This window comes from Phenylobacterium sp., from assembly GCF_036264965.1.
Classification (GTDB): Bacteria; Pseudomonadota; Alphaproteobacteria; order Caulobacterales; family Caulobacteraceae; genus Phenylobacterium.
Genome location: NZ_DATAPY010000041.1, coordinates 1 through 21,468, shown reverse-complemented (window position 1 = coordinate 21,468; position 21,468 = coordinate 1). Strand labels below are relative to the sequence as shown.

The following is a 21,468-nucleotide window of genomic DNA, read 5'->3' as shown; positions in this document are numbered from 1 at the left end:
TTGATAGGTATTTCCTGGGCGCGCTGGCATGGCGCTATGTCGCCGCGCTACATAGCGCTCATCGCGCGGGCCGTGGCCTGATCGGGGACTACAGGAATGCGTAGCCGGAAAACGACCCTCCGAACCCTGTGGCTGGCCGCCGCATCCCTGAGTGTCATCGCTACCGCCGCCCATGGGCAGGCGCAGCCTGATCCGCGCGACGCAGAGATCCAGGAGCTCAAGGCCGAGGTCCGCGCCCTGGCGGCCAAACTCGATCGGCTTGAGGCGCGCGCCAACACTCCGCCGGTGATCGAGACGCCGGCGCAGGCCCCGGCTGCGCCCGCGGTCGTGACCCTGGCGGCGGGCAGGCCCTCCATCGCCAGCGCGGACGGCCAGTTCACGGCCAATCTTCACGGGGTGATGAATTTCGACGCCGCGCAATACAGCCAGGCGAGCGCCGGGCCGATCGCGACGGACCTGCGGCGCGGCGCGGCGGCGGGCGATACGGCCCATGCCCGCGACCTGTCCTCGGGGACCGATTTCCGCCGCGCCCGGCTGGGTGTCGACGGGCGAGCCTTCGGCGACTGGGACTACGACGTCCTCTTCGAGTTCGGCGGCTCGGGCGAAGAGGACGCCGGGCACGTTTACGACCTATGGATCCAGTACTCCGGGCTGAAGCCGTTCCGCGCGCGGGTCGGCGCCTTCACCCCGTCGGCGGGCCTGGAGGATCAGGGCTCGACCAGCGGCATGATGTTCCTGGAGCGCCCGGCGATCGCCGACATCGCGCGCGGCCTCGCCGGCGGCGATTCCCGCGAGGCGATCCAGGTCTGGGCTGGGACCGACCGCTGGTACGCCAGCACCGCCGTCACGGGACGTTCGGTGGGCGTCGTCAACTCGCAGGCCACGGGCGTCAGCCAGCCCTTCGATAGCCAGCTCGGTTTCATCGGCCGCGCCGGCTTCGCCCCGTTCCGGACCGACCGCGGCCTGCTGGCGCTGGGCGTGCATGGCAGCTACGTCGACCGCCCCGCCGACGTCGGCGGGCCCGACACGGCGGCCGGCGCGGCGCGCTACGCCATCACCCTGCAGGAGCGTCCGGAGCTGCGCGTGGACGGCACGCGGCTGATCTCTACCGGAGCGATCAACGCGCGGCACGCCGATACGATCGGCCTGGAGGCCGCGGTCCAATATGGGCCGCTGTTCCTGCAGAGCGAGTACGAGCGGATCAGGATCGAGCGGCTGAACCCGGCGGCCGGCGTCGGCGACCCGACCTTCCACGGCTACTATGTCGAGGGCTCCTACATGCTCACCGGCGAGCGTCGGCGGTTCAATCCCGCGAACTGGGCCTTCGACGGTCCGCCTGTGAACCGGCCGTTCAGCCTGCAGGACGGAACCTGGGGCGCGTTCGAGGTGGCGGCGCGCTACTCCGACGCGGACCTGAACGACCACGCCGGCGCGGCCGGCGCGGCGCCGTCGGCGGACGCCGTGCGCGGCGGCGAGCAGCAAATCTGGTCAGCCGGGCTCAACTGGTACCCGAACAGCTTTGTGCGCTTCATGCTGGACTACCAGGACGTCACCATCCATAGGCTCTCGCCGTCGGCGACGACCTTCTCGACGCCGGTCGGCGCTGAGATCGGCCAGCACTATCATGTGGTGGCGGTGCGCTCGCAGTTCGCCTTCTGACCGGAGCCTGACGGCGCCGAGCTTGGAGGGATTCCCAGAGTATTCCCACAATTTACCGTATGTTCAGACGCGATTGGGAAAAGGGCCGCGGAACCCGCCGAGAACGGTCGGGACGCAATTTGAGACGCCCGATGACCCGTCGCTTTCCGAACACTTCGAAGACACTGGCCCTTTGCGGCGCCCTGGCGCTGATCGCCTCCGGCGCATTTGCCGCGCCCGCTTTCGCCGACGCCGCGGCCGCGCCGACGTCTGCGCCGGCCGAGGCTCCCGCGAAGACCCCCGCCGAGGCCGCGAAGAAGGACGACAGCGCCCTGACCTGGAAAGGGATCACCCTCTACGGGACCTTCGACATCGGCGTCGCCCACCTGGACCACGGCGCGCCGCTGACCAGCTACTATGCGCCGGGCCTGCCGTTCGTAATCCAGAAGAACAGCAACCGCGCGATCACCTCGGTCTCGCCCAACGGCCTGTCGCAGTCGAAGATCGGCGTGTCCGGCGCCGAGAAGATCAACGATGACCTGAAGGCGGTGTTCAAGCTGGAGACCGGCTTCCAGCCCACCTCCGGCCATCTGAGCGACGGTTCGCGCAGCCTGATCGTCGACAACGGCGTGCCGTTGACCAGCCAGACCACCAACGGCGACTCCAGCCGCGCCGGCCAGCTGTTCCAGGGCGCGGCCTATCTGGGCGTCGCCTCCAAGACCTGGGGAACCCTCACCTACGGCCTGCAGCCGTCCCTGCTGGTGGACAACTTCGGCAAGTACGATCCGCAGAACCAGTCGCTGTCCTTCTCGGTGATCGGCTACTCCGGCTTCGCTGGCGGCGCCGGCGCCACGGAGACCGCCCGCTTCGACTCCTCGGTCAAGTACGTTATCGCCAAGGGCCCCGTTCGCGCCGCCTACCTGCATAACTTCGAGGGTGGCATCAATTTCCCCGGCAGGGCTGACCAGGTCGACGTGGGCGGCGACTACAAGGGCCTGTCGGTGGACCTCACCTACAGCCATGTGAGCGACGCGGTGTCGGAATCTCCGCTGACCGCGGCCCAGAACGCGATCCATCCGGGCACGCTGGCCGGTACGGTGTCCGACGACACGACCTATGCGGTCGAGGCCCGCTATGTGATCGGCAAGGCGAAGATCTACGCGGCCGTCGAGGCGATCGAAATGGCCAACCCGTCGCATCCGCTGCCGGCCAGCTTCCGCGGGATCGGCGGCTATGTGGTCGCCTTCGTCAACAACAACGCCTACGCCATCCACCGCAAGGAGATCGTCTCCTGGACGGGGCTGCGCTACGCAGTCACCGACAAGCTGGACGTGACCGGCGCTTACTACCGCTACGACCAGAACAGCTTCAAGGGCAACGGCTGCTCGGACACCAGCGCCTCGTCCTGCTCCGGCTCGCTCTGGGACGCCTCGCTGGTGGCGGACTACAAGCTCACCAAGCACTTCGACGCCTATGCTGGCGTCAATCACTCGGCCGTGGCCAAGGGCCTGGCCTCCGGCTACCTGAATCGCAGCTCGACCGCCTTCCCGGTCATGGGCGTCCGCTTCACGTTCTAGCCAGCCGTTCGGCAGGTGGCGTGCCGATCGCCTCGCCCCTATCATGGGTCGGCGATGAGATCGCAGCGCGCTGCCTGACGGAACGGAAATGGCCATGATCACCCGACGCGTCCAGCTCTTGATCCTGCTGGCCGTCGGTATGATCGCGCCGAAGGGGGCGTTCGCCGCCGACACCCAGGTCGCCGTCGCCGCCAACTTTACCGAACCGGCCAAGGCGATCGCCGTGGCGTTCAAGGCCGCGACCGGCGACACGGCGACCTTGAGCTTCGGCGCCTCCGGTCAGTTCTACGCCCAGATGAGCCACGGGGCGCCCTTCGAGGTGTTCCTGTCGGCCGATGCGGACCGGCCGCAGGCGGCGGAGCGGGACGGCCTGGGCGCGCCAGGCACGCGCTTCACCTACGCGGTGGGCCGGCTGGTGCTCTATTCGAAGACGCCGGGCCTGGTGGACGGCGCGGGCGCGGTGCTGAAGTCCGACAGGTTCGCCAAGCTCTCCATCGCCGACCCCGCCGCCGCGCCCTATGGCGCCGCCGCCGTCCAGACGATGCAGAAGCTCGGCGTCTATGACGCGCTCAAGGCGAAGATCGTCACGGGCGGATCGATCGCCCAGGCCTACCAATTCGTGGACAGCGGCGCCGCCGACCTCGGCTTTGTCGCGCTCAGCCAGGTAATCAATGTCCCCGGCGGCTCGCGCTGGACCGTGCCCGCCGCCGATCATGCGCCCATCGAGCAACAGGCCATCCTGCTGAAGATCGGGAAAGACAACCCCGCCGCCAAGGCCTTCCTCGCCTTCCTGAAAGGCCCGCAGGCGGTGGCGATCATCAAGAAGTACGGCTACGAGGTGCGTTGAACGGGCGGAGGGCGCGTGGGCGAGGTCGTCTGGACGACACTTAGGCTGGCGGGGCTGACGACGCTCCTGCTGTTGGTCGCGGCGACGCCGATCGCCTGGTGGCTCAGCCAACGCCGCGTATGGTGGAAAGAGGTCGTGGCCGCGGTCACGACCCTGCCGATCATCCTGCCGCCGTCGGTGCTGGGCTTCTATCTGTTGGTCGCCATCGCGCCGCAGAGCCCGCTGATGGGCCTGTTGCACCCGTTCGGAATCCGCACGCTGGCCTTCACCTTCCCAGGGCTGGTGATCGGCTCGATGGTCTATTCGTTGCCCTTCGCCGTGCAGCCGATCCGCGGCGCCTTCGAGGCCATGGGCCCGCGACCGATGGAGGTGGCGGCGACGCTTCGCGCCGGGCCGCTGGACGCCTTCGTCTCCGTGGCTCTGCCGTTGGCGCGGCGCGGCTTCCTGACCGCGGCCATCCTGGTCTTCGCCCACACCATCGGCGAGTTCGGGGTGGTGCTGATGATCGGCGGCGGCATTCCTGGCAAGACCGAGACCATCTCGGTGCGCATCTACCAGCTGGTGGAGAACCTGCAGTACGCCGAGGCCTATCGTTTGGCGGCCGGCGTGGTGGCGTTCTCCTTCCTGGCGCTGCTGGCCCTGTTGCTGCTCGACCGCCGGACCGACGAGGCCGTGCGGTGAGTGTCGCGGGGCGGTTTTCCGGCGCGCTGGGCGCCTTCCGGCTGGACGCCGAGTTCTCCATCGCGCCCACCGGGATCACCGCGCTGAGCGGGCCATCGGGGTCGGGCAAGACGACCCTGCTGCGCTGCATCGCCGGCCTGACCCGCATGGCGGGCGAACTGACGGTCGCCGGCGAGGTCTGGCAGGACGCGCGGACCTTCATGCCCACCTATCGTCGGCCGGTCGGCGTGGTGTTCCAGGAAGCGAGCCTGCTCAGCCATCTGTCGGTGCGCGGCAATCTCGACTATGGCGCGCGACGTACGCCGGCCAAGGCGGAGATCGGCTTCGACGACGCGGTGGACCTGCTCGGCCTTTCCGCCCTGCTCGATCGGGCGCCGGCCAATCTCTCCGGCGGTGAGCGGCAGCGGGTGGCGCTGGGACGGGCGCTGCTGAGCCAGCCCAAGCTGCTCCTGATGGATGAGCCGCTCTCCAGCCTCGACGCCGCCGCCAAGGCCGAAATCCTGCCCTACCTGGAGCGGCTGCACCGGAGCCTCGCGATCCCGGCGCTCTACATCAGCCACGACGCCGGCGAGATCGCGCGGCTGGCCGACCACGTGCTGCATCTGCGCGATGGACGCATCGTAGCGGGTGAAGCCGCCCCGCCGACCCTGGCGGGACTGAGCCCGCAGGCCCGCGACCGGCTGGCGCTGGCGGCCTTGCGGGCAGGATTGACGGTGGAGGCTGAAGGCGTCTCTCTTGGAGCCCCGGTCGGGCGCAACACCACTGACATAAAGAAAGCCTAGCCAGGATTCACGGGGGGCGATCGACCATGGAAATCACCTTTCGCGACGCGGTGACGATGCTGCACGGGATGGGCTTCGGCGCCCTCCTGCTATTGGCCTTTTCAGGCGCCGTCGCCGGTCTCTATTCGACGTCGATCGCCGGCCACCACTGGACGGATCGGGAGCGGCGGCTGGCCTGCGCCTACCTGATCGCCATGGCGGCGCTGGCCTGGGTGACGGTGCTGGCGGGGGCCTATCTCGTCTATCCCTGGTACCGCGCGGTCGCCCCGCAGGGCACGGCCGATCTCAGCGGCTACCCGCAGCGGCTCCTGATGTCGCAGACCTCCACCTCCGGCTGGCATGACATCGGCATGGAGTGGAAGGAACACATCGCCTGGTTCGCGCCGATCACCCTAACGGCTGTGGCCTACATCTTCATCCGCTACGGCGCGCACCTGGCGCAGTTCCGAGGCTTGCGCAACGCGGTCCTCGCGCTCGCCGTGACGGCCTTTGTGGCCACCTCGGTGGCGGGCGCGTTCGGGGCCATGCTCAACAAGTTCGCGCCGGTTCGCGGCGGGTCGACCATCGTGATCATGAAGGGCGAAGCCCATGACTGAGGCCAACGAGGCGCCCATCACTAATGGACCTGGCGCGGCGGCGATCCTGGCGGCGGCCGGCGGCTGTTTCGCCCTGGGAGTCCTGGCGTTGGCCGGCGACGCCTTGCCGTCCGTCGCGGCTCTGCTGAAGGTCTGGAAGCCCACCGGGCCGCTCTCTGGCGTCACCGACGTGGCGATCATTCTATGGCTGGTGCTGTGGTTCGTGCTGAACCGGCTGTGGAGGCGACGAACCGTCAATTTGGCGACGGTGAATCTCGCTTCGGTGGTGTTGTTCGTCGGAGGCGTTCTTCTGACTTTCCCGCCGTCCATGGACCTCCTGCAAGGCAAGTAGCCGGTGCGCGTCGAGATCCCTCTTCGCCGGCGGTTGGCGGGGCTTTGCGCCGCCGCCGCGTTGGGCGCCGCAGGCGCCGCTCACGCCGGTCCGCCCTTCGTCACCGATGACCCCGAACCGGTCGATCTGGGGCATTGGGAGGTCTACGGCTTTTCGGCCGGGACCCATGTGCAGGGCGACTCATCCGGCGTGCTGGCGGGGACCGAGGTCAACTACGGCGCGGCGCGCAATCTGCAGCTGCACGTGATCGTGCCCTTGGCCTATGACGATCCCAAGGGCGGCAGCACCCAGGTCGGGATCGGCGATATTGAGCTGGGCGCCAAGTACCGCTTCATCACGCCGGGCGAGAAGGACTGGTTTCCGCAGGTGGGCGTCTTCCCGCTGGTTGAGTTGCCGACCGGAAATTCGGATCGCGGTCTCGGCTCGGGCAAGACGCGGGTCTTCCTGCCGGTCTGGCTGCAGAAGGATTTCGGCGACTGGACCACCTATGGCGGCGGCGGCTACTGGATCAATCCGGGGCCTGGGAAGAAGGACTACTGGTTCACCGGCTGGCTCCTGCAGCGGCAGGTCACCAAGCAGTTGGCCCTCGGCGCCGAGCTGTTCCACCAGACTGCGACGGACCAGGGCGGCAAGGATTCAGCGGGCTTCAACGTCGGTGGGATCTACGACTTCACCGAGCACTACCACCTGCTGTTCTCCGCCGGGCGGGGCCTGCAGGACGCGCGGGATTCGAACCAGTTCTCTTACTATCTGGCGCTGCAGAAGACCTTCTGACGGCTCCCCGCCGTCCTCAGGGCCGGGCTGGCGCCCGAGCCTTGAGGCCGTAGGCGCCGGCGAAGCGCCAGCCGATCACCAGGAAGATGAGGCCTCCGGTGGCGACGATGGTCGCGTGCAGGCTCCAGAACTGGGCGGCGGTCATCACCTCATAGAATCCGCCGATCCGCCCGGAGATCAGGCTGCCGAAGAAGGTCGCCAGCATGCCGACGCCCACCAGGGTGGCGCTGACCTGGGCCGGCGCGCTGCGGGTGATGATCGCCACCATGGTCGGCGTGAAATAGAGCCAGCCCAGGTTCGAGGTCAGGTGGAAAGCGACCGCCCAGAGGAGCGAGCTGCGGCCGGAGGTGTCGGCGGTGAAGCCGGCCACGGCCAGCAACAGGGTCGAGGCGGCGAAGATTAGGCAGCCGATGCCGGCCTTGATGAACTCGCCCGGCTCGCGGCCTCGCGCGGCCTGCCAGCGCCAGAACATCAGCATCGGTGGCAGGCAGATGAAGGGCGCCAGGCCGTCCAGCGCCTGCAGCCAGGGAACCGGCACGATGAAGCCGCCGATGCCTAGCTGGATGTGGTCGCGGACCCACAGGTTGTAGGTGTTCCAGACTTGGCTCTGGGCGATCCAGAAGAGGGCGGCGACCGGCATGAGGCAGAGCAGGGCGACCACCCGACGGCGCTCTTCGGGGGTCAGCGGCGCCTTGGCGATCCGCTCGGCCCGGCGCGGGTCGACGGGGATCACCCATCGCTGGCCGCCCAGGTAGACGAGCAGACCCACCAGCATGCCGACCCCGGCGAAGCCGAAACCCACGTGCCAGCTGTAGGCCTGGGCGAGCGCGCCGGTGACGACGGGCGCGATGAAGGCGCCCAGGTTGATCATCGAATAGTAGAGCTGGAAGGCGACGTCGCGGCGGTCGTCGTCCTGTCGGTAGAGTTCGCCCACCTGCGGGATCAGATTGCCGCGGAGCGCGCCGGCGCCCAGGATCAGGAACAGCATGGCCAGCAGGAACGACTGGTCGAAGGCCATGCAGAAATGGCCGGCGGTCATCAGCACCGCGCCCAGGGTGACCATCGCCTTGCGGCCGAACCAGCGGTCGCCGAGCCAGCCGCCGAACAGCGGCGTCAGATAGACCAGGCCCACGTAGACGCCGAAGATCTGCGAGGCGAGCGCCTGTGTCGAGAGCGGGCCGGTCACCGCCTCGATGGCGGCGCGGAAGCCCATGAAGCCGACGATCTGCTCGATATGGCCGGGCAGAAACAGCTGGCCCACCATGTAGAGCACCAGCAGCGCCTGCATCCCGTGGAAGGATATGCGGTCCCAAAGCTCGGTCCCGGCCAGCACAACCAGGCCGCGCGGATGGCCGAATATCTCGCGGCCGGCCGCCGGCGGTCGTCCCTCGACTGTGACTGCGGTCATGACGCCCTCTTCGGCCCCCGACGCTAGGGCGCCCGCGGGTCCTGACAAACGCACTTATTTGACACGCTGCGTTCGGCCCCCGATCTAGAGGCCATGATCGACGACCTCTACTCGGCGAAACTGCTGGCGCTGGCGGCCAACATGCCCCGGATCGGGCGCCTCGCCGCGCCCGACGCCAGCGTCGAGAAGATCGCCAAGCTGTGCGGCAGCCGGGTGGTGGTCGACGTGACCGTCGAGGGCGGCCGGGTGGCCGACTTCGCCCAGGATGTGAAGGCCTGCGCGCTCGGCCAGGCGGCGGCTTCAGTGCTGGGCGCCCATGTGGTCGGCGCCAGCCTCGAAGAGCTGGAAGTGACCTGCAACCAATTCCGCGCTATGTTGAAGGACGGCGCGCCCGCGCCGGACGGACGATTTTCGGACCTGGCCATGCTCGCGCCTGTGAAGGACTATCCCGCTCGCCACGCCTCGACGCTGCTCGCGTTCGAGGCGGTGACCGAGGCTGTCCGGACGGCGACCACCCGTGACACCGGGCGAACTAGCCCCGCCGGCGCAGCTTGATCCTCCGCTAGCGGCAGCGTAATCGCTGCCCTCGAGCGGAAGACCTTAGCCGGCATGACTTTCTACGAACGCTGCGTCAGAGGCGCGCTTCGCGCCTACAAGCTGACGCTTTCGCCGCTGATCGGGCGGCAATGCCGGTTCCTTCCGACCTGCTCGGAATACGCCGCAAACGCCCTGATCGGCCACGGCCCGTGGCGCGGGACTGCTCTCGCCGCCAAGAGGCTGTGTCGTTGTCATCCCTGGGGCGGCGGTTCGGGTTTCGATCCGGTCCCGCCTCCGCGTCAAAAGCCGCCAAAGGACATTGGCGGTCCGGCGCGCAAGTGGACCTGTGAGACATGATCGACCTGATTTTCCCTGATGGTTCGAAACGCCAGTACGACGACGGCGTGACGGGCAAGGACGTTGCGGCGTCCATCGCGCCCTCGCTGGCCAAGCGCGCCGCGCTGATCAAGCTGGGCGGCGAGCTCTACGACGTGGACCGGCCGCTGCCCGCCGGCGGCCATTTCGAGATCCTGACGCGCGATGCGCGGGAGAGCCTTGAGACCCTGCGCCACGACGCCAGCCACATCATGGCCGAGGCGGTGCAGGAGCTGTTCCCCGGCACGCAGGTCACCATCGGCCCCTCGATCGAAGACGGATTCTACTACGACTTCGCCCGCGCCGAGCCGTTCAGCCTGGATGACCTGGCGTCGATCGAAGCGAAGATGAAGGAGATCGTCGACCGCGACGAGGCGATCAGCCGCGAGGTCTGGAAGCGCGACGAGGCCATCGCCCACTTCAAGTCCATCGGCGAGGCCTACAAGGCCGAGATCATCGAAGGCATTCCGGCCGGCGAGGACGTCAGCGTCTATCGCCAGGGGAACTGGAAGGACCTCTGCCGCGGCCCCCACTTCCCCTCGACGAAGTTCGTGGGCAAGGCCTTCAAGTTGACCAAGCTGGCCGGCGCCTATTGGCGCGGCGACCACCGCAACGCCATGCTCCAGCGCATCTACGGCACGGCCTGGGCCTCGGAAGCCGACCTCGAAGCCTATCTCCACCGCATCGAGGAGGCCGAGAAGCGCGACCACCGCAAGATCGGCAAGGCCATGGACCTCTTCCACCTTCAGGAAGAGGCCAAGGGGATGATCTTCTGGCACCCCAAGGGCTGGACGCTCTACCGCACGGTGGAGGCCTATATGCGCCGCCGCCTCGACGCCGACGGCTATGTGGAGGTCAAGGCCCCGCAGATCATGGACCGGGTGCTCTGGGAGAAGTCCGGGCACTGGGAGAAGTTCGGCAAGAACATGTTCACCTGCGAGACGGAGGAAGGCGAGGTCCTGGCCGTCAAGCCGATGAACTGCCCGGGCCACGTGCAGATCTTCAACCACGGCCAGAAGTCCTATCGCGACCTGCCGCTGCGCATGGCCGAGTTCGGCGCTTGCCACCGCTATGAGCCGTCGGGCGCCCTGCACGGCATCTTCCGGGTGCGGGCCTTCACCCAGGACGACGCGCACATCTTCTGCCGCGAGGACCAGATCGAGGACGAGTCGACGAAGTTCGTGCGCCTGCTCGAGAGCGTCTACCGCGACTGCGGCCTGGAGCTACACGCGGTGAAGCTGGCCCTGCGGCCCGACTTAAGGTTCGGTACGGACGAGGTCTGGGACATCGCCGAGCAAAAGCTGGAGCGGGCGGCGAAGAACGCCGGCATCGCCGAGGTCGAGCTGTTGCCGGGCGAAGGCGCCTTCTACGGCCCGAAGCTGGAGTTCCACCTGCGCGACGCCATCGGGCGGACCTGGCAGTGCGGCACGCTGCAGCTCGACTATGTGCTGCCCGAGCGGCTGGACGCCGAATATGTCGCCGAAGATGGCTCCAAGCAGCGGCCGGTGATGCTGCACCGGGCGATCTGCGGCTCCATGGAGCGCTTCCTGGGCGTGATGATCGAGAACTACGCCGGGGCTTTCCCGCTCTGGTTGGCTCCCGTTCAGGTTACGGTCGCCACGATCACCTCCGACGCCGACGACTTCGCCCTCCAGGCGGCGGCGGCGTTGCGGGCGAAGGGGCTGCGCGTGGAAACCGATCTGCGCAACGAGAAGATCAATCTGAAGGTCCGGGAGCACTCCCTGGCCAAGGTGCCGGTGATCGCCGTTGTCGGCCGCCGCGAGGCGGAAGAGGGCAAGGTGGCGCTGCGCCGCCTCGGCTCGGACGGGCAGCAGATCCTCGACCTCTCGGCAGCCGCGAACCTGCTTGCCACGCAAGCGACTCCGCCCGATGCTGTTGACGCCGGGGGGGAAGCTGATTTGCGCGCCCCGGGCGCGAGCCGCGCCAGGGAGGCTTGATGAACGGCATCGCCGCATCGATCGTCGCTCACGAGCCTGCGCCGACCCCGGAGTTCCTGACGGCGCGGCGCGGCGTCTCGGTGGTCATGGTCGTCTACATGACCGGCCCGGCCATCGAGGAAAGCGTCGAGCGGGTGCTGAACGACCCGTTGGTCGACGAGTTCGTCATCGTCGACAACGGCTCGACCGGGCCGGAAGCGGCGCATCTGCGCAGTCTGGCGGAACGCGACAAGCGGGTTGTGTTGCTCTCCGGGCACGGCAACGTCGGCTTCGCGCGCGGCGCCAACCTTGGCGCGCGCACCGCGAGCGGCGACATCCTGGTGTTCCTCAACCCCGACGCCTTCCTGCAGCCGCGCTGCATCGCCGAGCTGGTGCGCGAGATCGAGGGCCGGCCTTCGCCCTGCATCGTCGGCGGCCGGGTGCTGAACACCGACCTGACCGAGCAGCGCGGCGCGCGGCGCGGCGAGATCACCCTGATGAATGCGCTGATGTCACTCAGCCAGCTGGCCGGCAAGACGGCGGCCTGGCGGCGCTATGAGGTGCATTGGGAAGACGAGGCGGTGCCAGACAAGGCGGCCGCCGTGCCGACCATCTCCGGCGCCTGCTTCTGCATGCGCCGCGAGGACTTCGAGGCTGTGAAGGGCTTCGACGAGGGCTATTTCCTGCACGTCGAGGACGTCGACCTCTGCTGGCGGGTGCGCGAGATGGGCGGGCGGGTGCTGTTCCATCCCAAGGCCGAGGTGATCCACCTGGGTCACACGAGCCTCACCAGCCCGATCCGCGTCGAATTCCACAAGGGCGTGGGCCTCGCCCGTTATTTCCGCAAGCGCGCGGTGGGCGTGACCCAGAGCGTCATCGCCTGGCTGATGTCGCCGATCGTGGTCGGCGCGGCGGTGGTGCGCCCGGTCATGTGGCGTTTCCGGGGCCGCGCCGGCTAGCGCCCAAGCGCGGACGGGACGATGGCGCCGCGCATCCTCCGTAGACTGATCGCCGTTGCGCCGCCGGGCGTGCGCCGCATGCTGGCCGGTGCCCTGCTGGATGTCAAAGGCCTGCCGGCGCGCCTGTCCGACCCGAAGCGGCGCGCCGAGCCGTGGGCGTTCGTGCACAACGTCGGCGACGGCGACTTCGTGGCCGTGGGCGCCCAGTTGGTGCGCCACTTGAACGACCACGCGGGCCTGAAGCCCGGTGATCGGGTGCTCGACATCGGCTGCGGCAACGGCCGGGTGGCCGAGCAGCTCTCGCCGCTGCTGGCTGAGGGCGGAGGGACCTATGTCGGCTTCGACCTGTCGCCGGCGGGCATCCGCGCCTGCCGCCGCCGCTTCGCCCGCCAGCCGCACATGACGTTCGAACACCTGGACGTCTGGAACGGCGAGTACAACGCGGCCGGCAAGTTGGCGGAGAGCGAGGTGGTGTTCCCGGCCGCCGACGCCTCCGTCGACCTGGCGTTTGCGACCTCGGTGTTCACCCACATGCGGATGGCCGGGATGCGGCGCTATCTGGCTGAGTCAGCGCGGGTGTTGAAGCCGGGCGGTCGCCTCGCCTTCACCGCCTTTTCGCTGACGCGGGGCCGCGAGGGCTCGGAGACCTTCGCCTTCCAGCCCTTCGACGAGACCTCGATGATCGTCGACCCCCGCTCGCCGGAGCGCGCCATCGGCCACTGGCGCCCGGCGATCGAGGCGGCGGTCGCCGCCGCGGGCCTGAAACTCACCGCCAGCCACAACGGCCTTTGGGCCCCACCCAGCGACTACGACGGCGGCCAGGACCTGTTCGTCGCGGTGAAGGGCTAGCGGCGGGTCACTCGGGAATGTCTACGAAAGGCCCGGGCAGCAGCAGCTGCTTGGCCCGTTGCTCGTCGATCCAGTCGTCGTGGCCACCTTCGATCTTCGCCGCGCGACACCTGCGGTTCGAAAGAAGCTTGGCTCCCTTGAGCGCGGCGACGCCCAGCTCATCCTGCGGATTGTGGTGTCCGTCCTTACCGAAGCCGGTCCTGACCATTCGCGAATAGATTATGTAGGTCACGCCGGCGTTCTCGAAGGACACCTGGGTCTCGCCACCTCCCGAATAGCCGGTCGTCGCCCATTTGAGAGGCGACGGGCCGGCCTGCGGCGCGGCCGGATATGCGAGTTCCACCTTGCCCGGGACGCCATAACGGTACTGCGCCGTTCCTGGGGCGTCCGCCGCGCAGATGGCGAGCTGCTTGGCGCCTACCGCGCATTGGAACAGCGCGACCTCAGGCGGGTGGCAGAGGCTGGGCAGGGCGCGTGTTCGCTCGAGGGTTGGCCGAGACTTGGCTTCAGACGGACCTGGGTTGGCGCAGAACGCCGCAAGGACGAGGAGCAGGAGCGCGGATCTCATGGCTCTCGGTGGTCCTTTGAGTTTGTCTTCCATTCCTATCTGCCGACCTCGGGGGTCGATAGCTCCGCCGGATTTGGGAACACGCCCGCGCGGCTGACCGAGGCGGCCGGGGGCTTGCCGAGGATGGTCGCCATCCACTTCGCCGTGTCGATCAGGGCCGGCAGGTCGTAGCCGGTCTCGAAGCCCGCGCGCTCCAGCATGTAGACCAGGTCTTCCGTGCCGATGTTGCCGGTGGCGTCCGGCGCGAAGGGGCAGCCGCCCAGGCCGCCGCAACTGGCGTCCAGCACGTCGACGCCGGCCTCGATGGAGGCGTAGGCGTTGGCCAGGCCGGTGTTGCGGGTGTCGTGGAAGTGCATGCGCAGGCGCTGGTCCGGGGCGGCCTTCCGTGTGGCCTCGACGCGCTTGCGCACCAGCCAGGGATCGGCGACGCCGATGGTGTCGGCGAGCGCGATCTCGGCCACGCCGGCTTCCGCGGCGGCGCGGACGATGCGGACCACCTGCTCCTCGCTGACCTCGCCGTCGAAGGGGCAGCCGAAAGCCACCGAGATTGTCACGGTGATCGGCGGGCCGCCCTCGGCCTTCTGGCGCGCGGCGATGGCCTGCATGGCGGCGGTCTGCTCGGCGGCCGATGCGCCCTGATTGCGGATGCCGAAGCCGTCGGTGGCGCAGACCACGACGTTGGCCTCGTCGCAGCCGGCGGCGACACAGCGGTCCCAGCCGCGCTCGTTCAGCACCAGCCCGATGCGCGAGCGGCCGGCCGTGTGCGGCAGGGCCTCGGAGATCTCCTCGGCGCCGGCCATCTGGGGCACGCGCTTGGCGTTGACGAAGGAGACGGTCTCCATGCGCCGCGCGCCGGCGGCCTCCAGGCGGCGGATGAACTCCAGCTTCTGATCGACCTCCAGCAGGGCCTTCTCGTTCTGCAGGCCGTCGCGGGGCCCGACCTCGACAATCTCGATGTGGCGGCTCACGGCTGGCCTCCTGTCTCTGGAACGTCTGCTTGCGGCGATCCCGGCGCCGCCTCGTAGACGCGCAGGGTCATCTTCTTGCCGTCCGAATAGTCGAGGCCTTTGACCGTGGCCACCAGATGGGCCCGCGCGTGGTAGGCCGCCAGGGCCTTCTGGAAATTGGCGTCCTCCCGTTGTTCGACCACGGCGGGGCGATGCTCGGAGATCGCCTGGGCGGCGTCGTCGAAACCGGCGAGCTCCGTCGGGGTTCCGAGCGCGAAGACCAGGCTGGGTTCGGCGTAGCCCGCAACGGTGACGGGGGCGTCGGCGATGCCCTGCTCGGGCAGCAGCTGGGCCTTGGCCATCACCCGCTCAACCCGCGACGAAAGCCATAGCGGATTGAGGCGCGGGGCGAGACCGGCGGCCAGGGTGGCGTGGCCGGCGACGCCCAGGGCGAGCGCGGCGACCGCGGCCTTTGGCGGCGCCTGACGGATCAGCATGTAGCCGCCGACCAGGCCCGCACTGGCGAGGAACAGCGCCGCCGGAATCGCGGCGACCAGGTCCGAGGCGTCGCCATAGGCCTTGACCAGATAGAAGGCGCCGCCCGCCAGCAGGACGCCGAACAGGCCCGCCAGGACCGCACCGCTCCAGCGCGCGCCCTTGCCGATCGGCGCCACCAGGGCCGCGGCCGCCAGCCAAGCCACCGCGCCATAGGCCGGCAGGGTGTAGTGGACGAGCTTGGTCGGTAGGGCCTCGAACACCAGCCAGGTAGGGATCAGCCAACATAACGCGAACCGCACGCCGGGCTCCCCGCGACGCTTCCAGGCCACGACCGCCGCGGCCGGCAGCAGCAAGGTCATGGGGAACATCAGGATCGGCGAGAGCAGGGTGTGATAGCCGGGCGGCGCGCCATGGGTCTCCTGCCCGCCGGCCAGCTTAGGCGCCAGGTCGCCACCCAGGGCCGCGCTCCAGAACCCGCCGTCGGTGGCCACCGTCACCGCCCAGGCCCAGGGCCCGCAGATGGCGACCAGGATGATCAGACCCCAGATCCATTTGAGGCGGCCCAGCCAGGCCGCCCGCCGCTCGCTGAGGCAAAGGGCGACGATGGTCAGCCCCGCCACCATCGGCCCTACGGGACCCTTCACCAGGGTCGCGACCGAGACGCCGATCCAGAAGAGCAGCCAGGCGCGCCTGCCGGCCGGCGGTCCCTCCCGGGCCTCCGCGTAGATCCGCCCGAGCGCAGCCAGCGCCAGGGTGGTGAAGCCGCACAGCGTCGCGTCGGTCTTGGCGATCAGCGCCTCGGTCGACAGCATGAAGGTCGCGCCGAGCATCGCCCCGGCCAGAAGGCCCGCCGGCGCGCCGAAGAAGGCCGAGGCGCCCCAGGCGCAGGCGGCGGCGGCCAGCATGGCGCCCAGCAGGCTCGGGATGCGGTAGGCCCAGATCTCGCGATCTTCCGGGTTGGAGAAGACGGCGACGCTGGCCGCCTGCAGCCAGTGGATGCCCACCGGCTTCTTGAACCGGGGCTCCTCCTGGTAGCGGATGACCGTGAAGTCGCGGCTCTCCAGCATCTGGGCGGTGGCCTGGGCGAATCGGGATTCGTCGCGGTCCAGCGGCGGCACGGCGATCAGGCCGGGCAGGCCGGCCAGGAACGCGATCAAAGCCGCAAGCGCCGGCCCCCGCCAGCCGCGGCTCAGCCGCGCCAGTTCACCCTCAAGCGTCATGTCGGCGGTGCCTAAAGCGTCACAGGCGAAACTGATATCAGTTTCGTCGCCCGTGACGCTTTGACTTTTGCTGGTCGAGCCTTCTTCTCCATCTCGAAGTCGAGATGGGAAGGCTCTCGGACGATCCTTTCCAACGCCCGCTTTTCCGGTAAGGGAGGCAGCGATGGCTCGCACTCCTGCCGCTTCCCCGCCCGAGGTCTCCGTGGTCGTGCCCGTCTTTGACGAGGAGGGCGCCGCGCCCGCGCTCGCCCGCGAGATCGCCGCGGCCTTCAAGGGCCGCAACTACGAGATGATCTTCGTGGACGACGCCAGCCGCGACGGCACGCGCGAGGCGCTGAAGGTGCTGAGCGGCGAGATCCCGCAGCTGCGCGTCCTGAGCCACGCCAAGAACTCCGGCCAGAGCCGCGCGATTCGTTCCGGCATCCTGGCTGCGCGCGGGGCGGTGATCGTCACCCTCGACGGCGACGGCCAGAACGACCCGGCGGATGGGCCCGGGCTGGTCGACGCCCTGTCGGCCGGGCCGCCGGAGCTGGCCCTGGTGGGCGGTGAGCGGGTGAAGCGCCAGGACAGCGCGGCGAAGAAGGTTGCGTCGCGGATCGGCAACGGGGTTCGGAAACGGCTGCTCAACGATACGGCCAACGACACCGGCTGCGGCTTGAAGGCCTTCCGCCGCGAGGCGTTCCTGCGGCTCCCCTACTTCGACCACATCCACCGCTATCTGCCGGCGCTCATGCAGCGGGAGGGCTACCAGACGGCCTTCCGGCCGGTGAACCACCGACACCGCCAGACAGGCGCGTCGAAGTACACCAACCTCGGCCGGCTCTGGGCGTCGCTGTCGGACCTGTTCGGGGTCATCTGGCTGCAGTCACGAGCCCGCAACCCGGGCGGCGTGGACGAGATTTGAAATCCCCTCCCTTAATGGGGACGGTGGTGACCCCGGACTTGATCCGGGGGAGACGGGTGAGGCTGTGTGGGCCGAAGTTCCGAGTCCGCGCTTGGACGCGACTTCCCCACCCTGCCGGCTTCGCCGTCTGTCCGTCCCCATTAAGGGAGGGAAGGCTAGGTCAGGGCCGAGAGGATCAGCGCGACGACGGCCACGTCGACGAGGCGGTAGACGGCTTGCAGCATGACGGGGCCCCGTGATCGGAATCGCCAACACGGTTAAGCAAGACGGGCGCCACTCGCCGCGGAGCGCTCCAAGAAACGACATGGCCCTGTTCTTCGACGCCGACTGGTTCGACGCCCGCCTCGCGGCGCGGGGGCTTTCGCGCGACGTATTGGCCGCCGCCGCGGGGATGAGCGCCGAGGACCTGGCCCTGGTCTTCAAGGACCAACGAGAGCTTTCCGCCGCCGAGGTGGCGGTCTTTGCCGAGCTGTTGGGCGAAGGCGCGGCAGAAGTCGCCGCCCACGCGGGGATATCGACGCCGATTCCGGGGTGGGACGACGCGGCCGTGCGGATCGCAGCGCTCGAACGGCGGGTGGCGATCTTGGAAGCAGAGATTGTACGCCTGAGGGCGCGCTAGATCTCGGTGCGTGCGGCGCGGCCCTTGGGCGCGCGGCGGTCATAGGACCCAGACCATTCCGTGTGGTTGTAGCTGCCAGCGGCCCGGCCGTGGATATCATAGCCGGCGCGCAGACCGCGACGTTCGCCGAGCATCTGGGCGTCGATGGCCGAGGCGCCGCCGATGCGGGTTGCGCCGGAGGAGATGGTGCGCGGCGGGCTGACCGGGACCGGCAACAGGCTGCCCTCGGCCTCCTGCGTCAAATCGGCACGGTCTGTCCCGTTTTCCGCCTTGCCGTTGCGGTTGGCCCCTGAGGCCCTGCGGAGAGGATCGATGTACATGGTCATCTTGCGACTATCTGTGCAGGACTCGGGCCAACCGGCGCCGCGACGTTAACGCTTGCCGGCCAGCTTCTCAATCTGAGCCTGCATGTCCTCCATCTGTTTGCGCAGCGCCACCAGGGCCTCGTCGGCGGCGGGCGTGGCCGGAGGCGGCGCCGGTTCGGCCTTGGGCGCGGGCGCCGGTTCCTCGGCGCGCGGGGCGTAGGCGAAGGGCGAGAACATCTTCATCGCCCGATCGAAGAGCGCGAGGTTCTGGCGCACCTGCTCGTCGAACACGCCGACGCCGGGCGCGGCCGAGCCGAGCGCCGAGAACTGGGTGCGCATTCGCTCCTGCTGCTGAGTGAAGCTGGCGAGCGAGAGTTCTAGGTAGGACGGCAGGAACGCCTGCATGGAGTTGCCGTAGAAGCCGATCAGCTGGCGCAGGAACTGGATGGGCAGCAGGCTCTGGCCCTGGCTCTCTTCCTCGAAGATGATCTGGGTCAGGACCGAACGGGTGATGTCCTCGTTGGTCTTGGCGTCATAGACCACGAAATCGACGTTCTTCTTCACCATCTCCGAGAGGTGTTCGAGGGTGACGTAGCTGGAAGAGGCGGTGTTGTAGAGCCGCCGGTTGGCGTACTTCTTGATGACGACGCGCTCGCCCGGGGCGGCTGTCCCTTCAGTGTCGGCCATCCCAAATCCTTGTTCGGGGTCCGCGAACCTCCGCGAACCGCTGTTTCGGCGCCGCAGTATCGCGGATGCGAGCAGAATGGCAATCGGCGCTAAATCACGCGCGGGGTTGCGGAAATGTCGTGCGCTCCCAATAGATGATGAAGGGCCGTCCCTTCGAAGGTCGAGGAATACGCGTCATGACCGACATCGTCATCGTCTCCGCCGCCCGCACGCCGGTGGGCTCGTTCAACGGGGCGCTCTCCAGCCTGCCCGCCCACGAACTCGGCAAGATCGCCATCCTGGCCGCGATCGAACGCGCCGGGATCAAGGCCGCCGATGTCGATGAAGTGGTGATGGGACAGGTGCTGCAGGCCGGCGCCGGCCAGGGTCCGGCCCGGCAGGCCAGCGTCAACGCCGGTATCCCGGTGGAAAGCCCCGCCTGGAGCCTGAACCAGCTTTGCGGCTCGGGTCTGCGCGCCGTGGCGCTGGGCGCCCAGCAGATCATGGACGGCTCGGCCGACATCGTGATTGCCGGTGGCCAGGAGAGCATGAGCCAGGCTCCCCACGCCCAGAACCTGCGGACCGGCCAGAAGATGGGCGATCTGGCCCTGGTCGACACCATGATCAAGGACGGGCTCTGGGACGCCTTCCACGGCTACCACATGGGCCAGACGGCAGAGAACATCGCCAACCGCTGGCAGATCACCCGCGAGGACCAGGACCGGTTCGCCGTCGGCTCGCAGAACAAGGCCGAGGCCGCCCAGAAGGCCGGCAGGTTCGCCGGCGAGATCGCGCCCGTCACCATCAAGGGCCGCAAGGGCGACACCGTCGTCGATCAGGACGAATACATCCGCCATGGCGCGACGCTGGAAGCCATGGCCGCCCTGAAGCCGGCCTTCAGCAAGGAGGGCTCGGTCACGGCGGCCAATGCGTCCGGCCTCAACGACGGCGCCGCGGCCCTGGTGCTGATGACCGCCGACGAGGCCAAGAAGCGCGGTCTGAAGCCACTGGCGCGCATCGCGTCCTGGGCCAACGCGGGCGTCGATCCGGAGATCATGGGCACGGGCCCGATCCCCGCCAGCCGCAAGGCCCTGGAGCGGGCCGGCTGGTCGGTGGGCGACCTCGACCTGATCGAGAGCAACGAGGCGTTCGCGGCGCAGTCGATCTGCGTGGTGCGCGACCTGGGCCTCGACCCGGCGAAGGTCAACGTCAACGGCGGGGCCATCGCCATCGGCCACCCGATCGGCGCGTCCGGCGCGCGGATCCTGACCACCCTGCTGCACGAGATGAACCGCACGGACGCAACCAAAGGCCTCGCCACGCTCTGCGTCGGCGGCGGCATGGGCGTGGCCATGTGCGTCGAGAAAGTCTGATCTGAGCGGCGGATCAACCGCCGCCCGTCGATAGGGAGAACGAACGCATGGCCAGGGTGGCGCTGGTCACGGGTGGAACCCGTGGCATCGGGCGGGCGATCGTCGAGCGGCTGACCGCCGACGGGATCAAGGTCGCCGCGGGCTACTCCGGCAACGACGCGGCGGCCGAGGCCCTGAAGCGCGAGACCGGCGCGATGATCATCAAAGGCAACGTCGGCAACTTCGCCGACTGCCAGCGCGCCGCGCAGGCCGTCGAAGCCGAACTCGGCCCCATCGACATCCTGGTGAACAACGCCGGCATCACCCGCGACGGTGTTTTCCACAAGATGACCCACGAGCAGTGGAGCGAGGTCATCGTGGTGAACATGGACTCGCTGTTCAACATGACCCGGCAGGTGATCGAGGGCATGCGCGAACGCGGGTGGGGCCGGATCATCAACATCTCTTCGATCAACGGCCAGAAGGGCCAGGTCGGCCAGACGAACTATTCCGCCGCCAAGGCCGGCATGATCGGCTTCTCCAAGGCATTGGCGCTGGAGAACGCCAAGAAGGGCGTCACCGTGAACGTCATCGCGCCCGGCTACATCGACACCGAGATGGTGCAGGCTGTGCCGGAAAAGGTGCTGGAGGGCATCATCGGCCAGATCCCGGTGGGACGGCTGGGCCGCGGCGACGAGATCGCCGACATGGTCGCCTTCCTGGCCGGCGAGCGGGCCGGCTATGTGACCGGAACGACACTGTCGCTCAATGGCGGACAGTACCTGGTCGGCTAAACGGCGGCCGTCGGGGGATGGCCTCGCGCCGGTCCAAAAAGCGCCACACGCCCTGGGCATGGCCTTGTCTGTTATGACGGCCAAGCCACGGGCTAAATCAAGGACGCGGTCTGCGGCTTCGGCAGCCAGCCTCGCCATCGCGCTATGCGCGGGGCTGGGCGTGGGCCTCGCCATGGCGCAGCCGGCGCTGGCGGGCCCCTTGGGCAGCCTGAGTGACAGCCTGTTCCACCACGGCCGCGACGGGCGCGACTATTCCGCCCCGCCGGTGGCGCGCTACATCTCCGAGGACGGCGACGTCTTCGTG

At 68.7% G+C, this 21,468-nt stretch carries 23 protein-coding genes; 17 read left to right on the top strand and 6 right to left on the bottom strand.

Features of this window, described 5'->3' with window-relative positions:
• Positions 1-96: 96 nt before the first annotated feature.
• The 8 genes from VHS75_RS05990 to VHS75_RS05955 all read left to right on the top strand — a co-directional run bounded on the left by VHS75_RS05990 (position 97) and on the right by VHS75_RS05955 (position 7,226).
• The gene (locus VHS75_RS05990; protein ID WP_329637700.1) at positions 97-1,659 is read left to right on the top strand and encodes an OprO/OprP family phosphate-selective porin; all 1,563 of its coding nucleotides are present in this window, start codon (positions 97-99) and stop codon (positions 1,657-1,659) included.
• 131 nt (positions 1,660-1,790) lie between these two features.
• Positions 1,791-3,215 (top strand): porin, encoded by a 1,425-nt coding sequence (locus VHS75_RS05985; RefSeq protein ID WP_329637699.1) that lies wholly within the window; start codon positions 1,791-1,793, stop codon positions 3,213-3,215.
• Between the two features lie 94 nt (positions 3,216-3,309).
• Entirely contained in the window at positions 3,310-4,062 is a 753-nt protein-coding gene (modA, locus tag VHS75_RS05980; RefSeq protein ID WP_329637698.1) for a molybdate ABC transporter substrate-binding protein, read from the top strand.
• 15 nt (positions 4,063-4,077) lie between these two features.
• Complete coding sequence (gene modB / locus VHS75_RS05975; RefSeq protein WP_329637697.1) at positions 4,078-4,743, top strand: molybdate ABC transporter permease subunit; 666 nt, start codon at positions 4,078-4,080, stop codon at positions 4,741-4,743.
• Entirely contained in the window at positions 4,740-5,525 is a 786-nt protein-coding gene (gene modC / locus VHS75_RS05970) for a molybdenum ABC transporter ATP-binding protein (RefSeq protein WP_329637696.1), read from the top strand. Before modB ends, modC begins: the two co-directional genes overlap by 4 nt.
• Before the next feature lie 26 nt (positions 5,526-5,551).
• Positions 5,552-6,121, top strand: a complete 570-nt coding sequence (locus VHS75_RS05965; protein ID WP_329637695.1) for a hypothetical protein — start codon at positions 5,552-5,554, stop codon at positions 6,119-6,121.
• Entirely contained in the window at positions 6,114-6,452 is a 339-nt protein-coding gene (locus VHS75_RS05960) for a hypothetical protein (protein WP_329637694.1), read from the top strand. Before VHS75_RS05965 ends, VHS75_RS05960 begins: the two co-directional genes overlap by 8 nt.
• Positions 6,453-6,455: 3 nt before the next feature.
• Entirely contained in the window at positions 6,456-7,226 is a 771-nt protein-coding gene (locus tag VHS75_RS05955) for a hypothetical protein (RefSeq protein ID WP_329637693.1), read from the top strand.
• 16 nt (positions 7,227-7,242) lie between these two features.
• Here VHS75_RS05955 and VHS75_RS05950 read toward each other — a convergent pair whose 3' ends face one another.
• Positions 7,243-8,634, bottom strand: coding sequence for a peptide MFS transporter (locus VHS75_RS05950; RefSeq protein ID WP_329637692.1), 1,392 nt, complete (start codon positions 8,632-8,634; stop codon positions 7,243-7,245).
• Positions 8,635-8,727: 93 nt separating this feature from the next.
• Between VHS75_RS05950 and VHS75_RS05945 the strand changes: the two genes are divergently transcribed.
• The 5 genes from VHS75_RS05945 to VHS75_RS05925 are packed head-to-tail and all read left to right on the top strand — an operon-like array spanning position 8,728 to position 13,291.
• Entirely contained in the window at positions 8,728-9,189 is a 462-nt protein-coding gene (locus VHS75_RS05945; protein ID WP_329637691.1) for an iron-sulfur cluster assembly scaffold protein, read from the top strand.
• Between the two features lie 54 nt (positions 9,190-9,243).
• Positions 9,244-9,528 carry a membrane protein insertion efficiency factor YidD gene (gene yidD, locus VHS75_RS05940; protein WP_329637690.1) on the top strand — a complete coding sequence of 95 codons (285 nt, stop codon included), beginning with the start codon at positions 9,244-9,246 and terminating at the stop codon, positions 9,526-9,528.
• The gene (gene thrS, locus VHS75_RS05935; protein ID WP_329637689.1) at positions 9,525-11,504 is read left to right on the top strand and encodes a threonine--tRNA ligase; all 1,980 of its coding nucleotides are present in this window, start codon (positions 9,525-9,527) and stop codon (positions 11,502-11,504) included. Before yidD ends, thrS begins: the two co-directional genes overlap by 4 nt.
• The gene (locus VHS75_RS05930) at positions 11,504-12,442 is read left to right on the top strand and encodes a glycosyltransferase family 2 protein (protein ID WP_329637688.1); all 939 of its coding nucleotides are present in this window, start codon (positions 11,504-11,506) and stop codon (positions 12,440-12,442) included. The genes thrS and VHS75_RS05930 overlap by 1 nt, the downstream gene beginning before the upstream one ends.
• A gap of 21 nt (positions 12,443-12,463) precedes the next feature.
• Positions 12,464-13,291 (top strand): class I SAM-dependent methyltransferase, encoded by an 828-nt coding sequence (locus tag VHS75_RS05925; RefSeq protein ID WP_329637687.1) that lies wholly within the window; start codon positions 12,464-12,466, stop codon positions 13,289-13,291.
• A 7-nt stretch (positions 13,292-13,298) separates the two neighbouring features.
• Here VHS75_RS05925 and VHS75_RS05920 read toward each other — a convergent pair whose 3' ends face one another.
• Genes VHS75_RS05920 through VHS75_RS05910 form a run of 3 tightly spaced genes read right to left on the bottom strand, consistent with a single transcriptional unit; the run spans position 13,299 to position 16,524 of the window.
• The gene (locus VHS75_RS05920; RefSeq protein ID WP_329637686.1) at positions 13,299-13,859 is read right to left on the bottom strand and encodes a hypothetical protein; all 561 of its coding nucleotides are present in this window, start codon (positions 13,857-13,859) and stop codon (positions 13,299-13,301) included.
• Between the two features lie 35 nt (positions 13,860-13,894).
• Positions 13,895-14,827, bottom strand: coding sequence for a hydroxymethylglutaryl-CoA lyase (locus tag VHS75_RS05915; protein WP_329637685.1), 933 nt, complete (start codon positions 14,825-14,827; stop codon positions 13,895-13,897).
• The gene (locus tag VHS75_RS05910) at positions 14,824-16,524 is read right to left on the bottom strand and encodes a glycosyltransferase family 39 protein (protein ID WP_329637684.1); all 1,701 of its coding nucleotides are present in this window, start codon (positions 16,522-16,524) and stop codon (positions 14,824-14,826) included. The genes VHS75_RS05915 and VHS75_RS05910 overlap by 4 nt, the downstream gene beginning before the upstream one ends.
• A gap of 163 nt (positions 16,525-16,687) precedes the next feature.
• Between VHS75_RS05910 and VHS75_RS05905 the strand changes: the two genes are divergently transcribed.
• Positions 16,688-17,428 (top strand): glycosyltransferase, encoded by a 741-nt coding sequence (locus tag VHS75_RS05905; RefSeq protein ID WP_329637683.1) that lies wholly within the window; start codon positions 16,688-16,690, stop codon positions 17,426-17,428.
• Positions 17,429-17,732: 304 nt separating this feature from the next.
• Positions 17,733-18,047, top strand: a complete 315-nt coding sequence (locus VHS75_RS05900; protein ID WP_329637682.1) for a DNA-binding protein — start codon at positions 17,733-17,735, stop codon at positions 18,045-18,047.
• On the opposite strand, the gene VHS75_RS05895 is transcribed toward VHS75_RS05900, so the two are convergent.
• Entirely contained in the window at positions 18,044-18,373 is a 330-nt protein-coding gene (locus VHS75_RS05895; RefSeq protein WP_329637681.1) for a hypothetical protein, read from the bottom strand. The two genes, VHS75_RS05900 and VHS75_RS05895, sit on opposite strands and share 4 nt — an antisense overlap.
• Before the next feature lie 45 nt (positions 18,374-18,418).
• A complete protein-coding gene (phaR, locus tag VHS75_RS05890; RefSeq protein WP_329637680.1) occupies positions 18,419-19,039 on the bottom strand; it encodes a polyhydroxyalkanoate synthesis repressor PhaR in 621 nt (206 codons plus the stop codon).
• 176 nt (positions 19,040-19,215) lie between these two features.
• Here phaR and VHS75_RS05885 point away from each other — a divergent pair, with 176 nt between their 5' ends.
• Both VHS75_RS05885 and phbB read left to right on the top strand, forming a co-directional pair.
• Positions 19,216-20,391, top strand: coding sequence for an acetyl-CoA C-acetyltransferase (locus tag VHS75_RS05885; protein WP_329637679.1), 1,176 nt, complete (start codon positions 19,216-19,218; stop codon positions 20,389-20,391).
• A gap of 47 nt (positions 20,392-20,438) precedes the next feature.
• Complete coding sequence (gene phbB / locus VHS75_RS05880; protein ID WP_329637678.1) at positions 20,439-21,164, top strand: acetoacetyl-CoA reductase; 726 nt, start codon at positions 20,439-20,441, stop codon at positions 21,162-21,164.
• Positions 21,165-21,468: the final 304 nt, after the last annotated feature.

Bases quoted from the DNA above. Each gene is read 5' to 3' on its own strand.
- VHS75_RS05990 (WP_329637700.1), top strand. From the start codon at position 97: ATGCGTAGCCGGAAAACGACCCTCCGAACCCTGTGGCTGGCCGCCGCA.
- VHS75_RS05985 (WP_329637699.1), top strand. From the start codon at position 1,791: ATGACCCGTCGCTTTCCGAACACTTCGAAGACACTGGCCCTTTGCGGC.
- modA (WP_329637698.1), top strand. From the start codon at position 3,310: ATGATCACCCGACGCGTCCAGCTCTTGATCCTGCTGGCCGTCGGTATG.
- VHS75_RS05965 (WP_329637695.1), top strand. From the start codon at position 5,552: ATGGAAATCACCTTTCGCGACGCGGTGACGATGCTGCACGGGATGGGC.
- VHS75_RS05960 (WP_329637694.1), top strand. From the start codon at position 6,114: ATGACTGAGGCCAACGAGGCGCCCATCACTAATGGACCTGGCGCGGCG.
- VHS75_RS05950 (WP_329637692.1), bottom strand. From the start codon at position 8,634: ATGACCGCAGTCACAGTCGAGGGACGACCGCCGGCGGCCGGCCGCGAG.
- VHS75_RS05945 (WP_329637691.1), top strand. From the start codon at position 8,728: ATGATCGACGACCTCTACTCGGCGAAACTGCTGGCGCTGGCGGCCAAC.
- yidD (WP_329637690.1), top strand. From the start codon at position 9,244: ATGACTTTCTACGAACGCTGCGTCAGAGGCGCGCTTCGCGCCTACAAG.
- thrS (WP_329637689.1), top strand. From the start codon at position 9,525: ATGATCGACCTGATTTTCCCTGATGGTTCGAAACGCCAGTACGACGAC.
- VHS75_RS05930 (WP_329637688.1), top strand. From the start codon at position 11,504: ATGAACGGCATCGCCGCATCGATCGTCGCTCACGAGCCTGCGCCGACC.
- VHS75_RS05925 (WP_329637687.1), top strand. From the start codon at position 12,464: ATGGCGCCGCGCATCCTCCGTAGACTGATCGCCGTTGCGCCGCCGGGC.
- VHS75_RS05920 (WP_329637686.1), bottom strand. From the start codon at position 13,859: ATGAGATCCGCGCTCCTGCTCCTCGTCCTTGCGGCGTTCTGCGCCAAC.
- VHS75_RS05910 (WP_329637684.1), bottom strand. From the start codon at position 16,524: ATGACGCTTGAGGGTGAACTGGCGCGGCTGAGCCGCGGCTGGCGGGGG.
- VHS75_RS05905 (WP_329637683.1), top strand. From the start codon at position 16,688: ATGGCTCGCACTCCTGCCGCTTCCCCGCCCGAGGTCTCCGTGGTCGTG.
- VHS75_RS05900 (WP_329637682.1), top strand. From the start codon at position 17,733: ATGGCCCTGTTCTTCGACGCCGACTGGTTCGACGCCCGCCTCGCGGCG.
- VHS75_RS05895 (WP_329637681.1), bottom strand. From the start codon at position 18,373: ATGACCATGTACATCGATCCTCTCCGCAGGGCCTCAGGGGCCAACCGC.
- phaR (WP_329637680.1), bottom strand. From the start codon at position 19,039: ATGGCCGACACTGAAGGGACAGCCGCCCCGGGCGAGCGCGTCGTCATC.
- VHS75_RS05885 (WP_329637679.1), top strand. From the start codon at position 19,216: ATGACCGACATCGTCATCGTCTCCGCCGCCCGCACGCCGGTGGGCTCG.
- phbB (WP_329637678.1), top strand. From the start codon at position 20,439: ATGGCCAGGGTGGCGCTGGTCACGGGTGGAACCCGTGGCATCGGGCGG.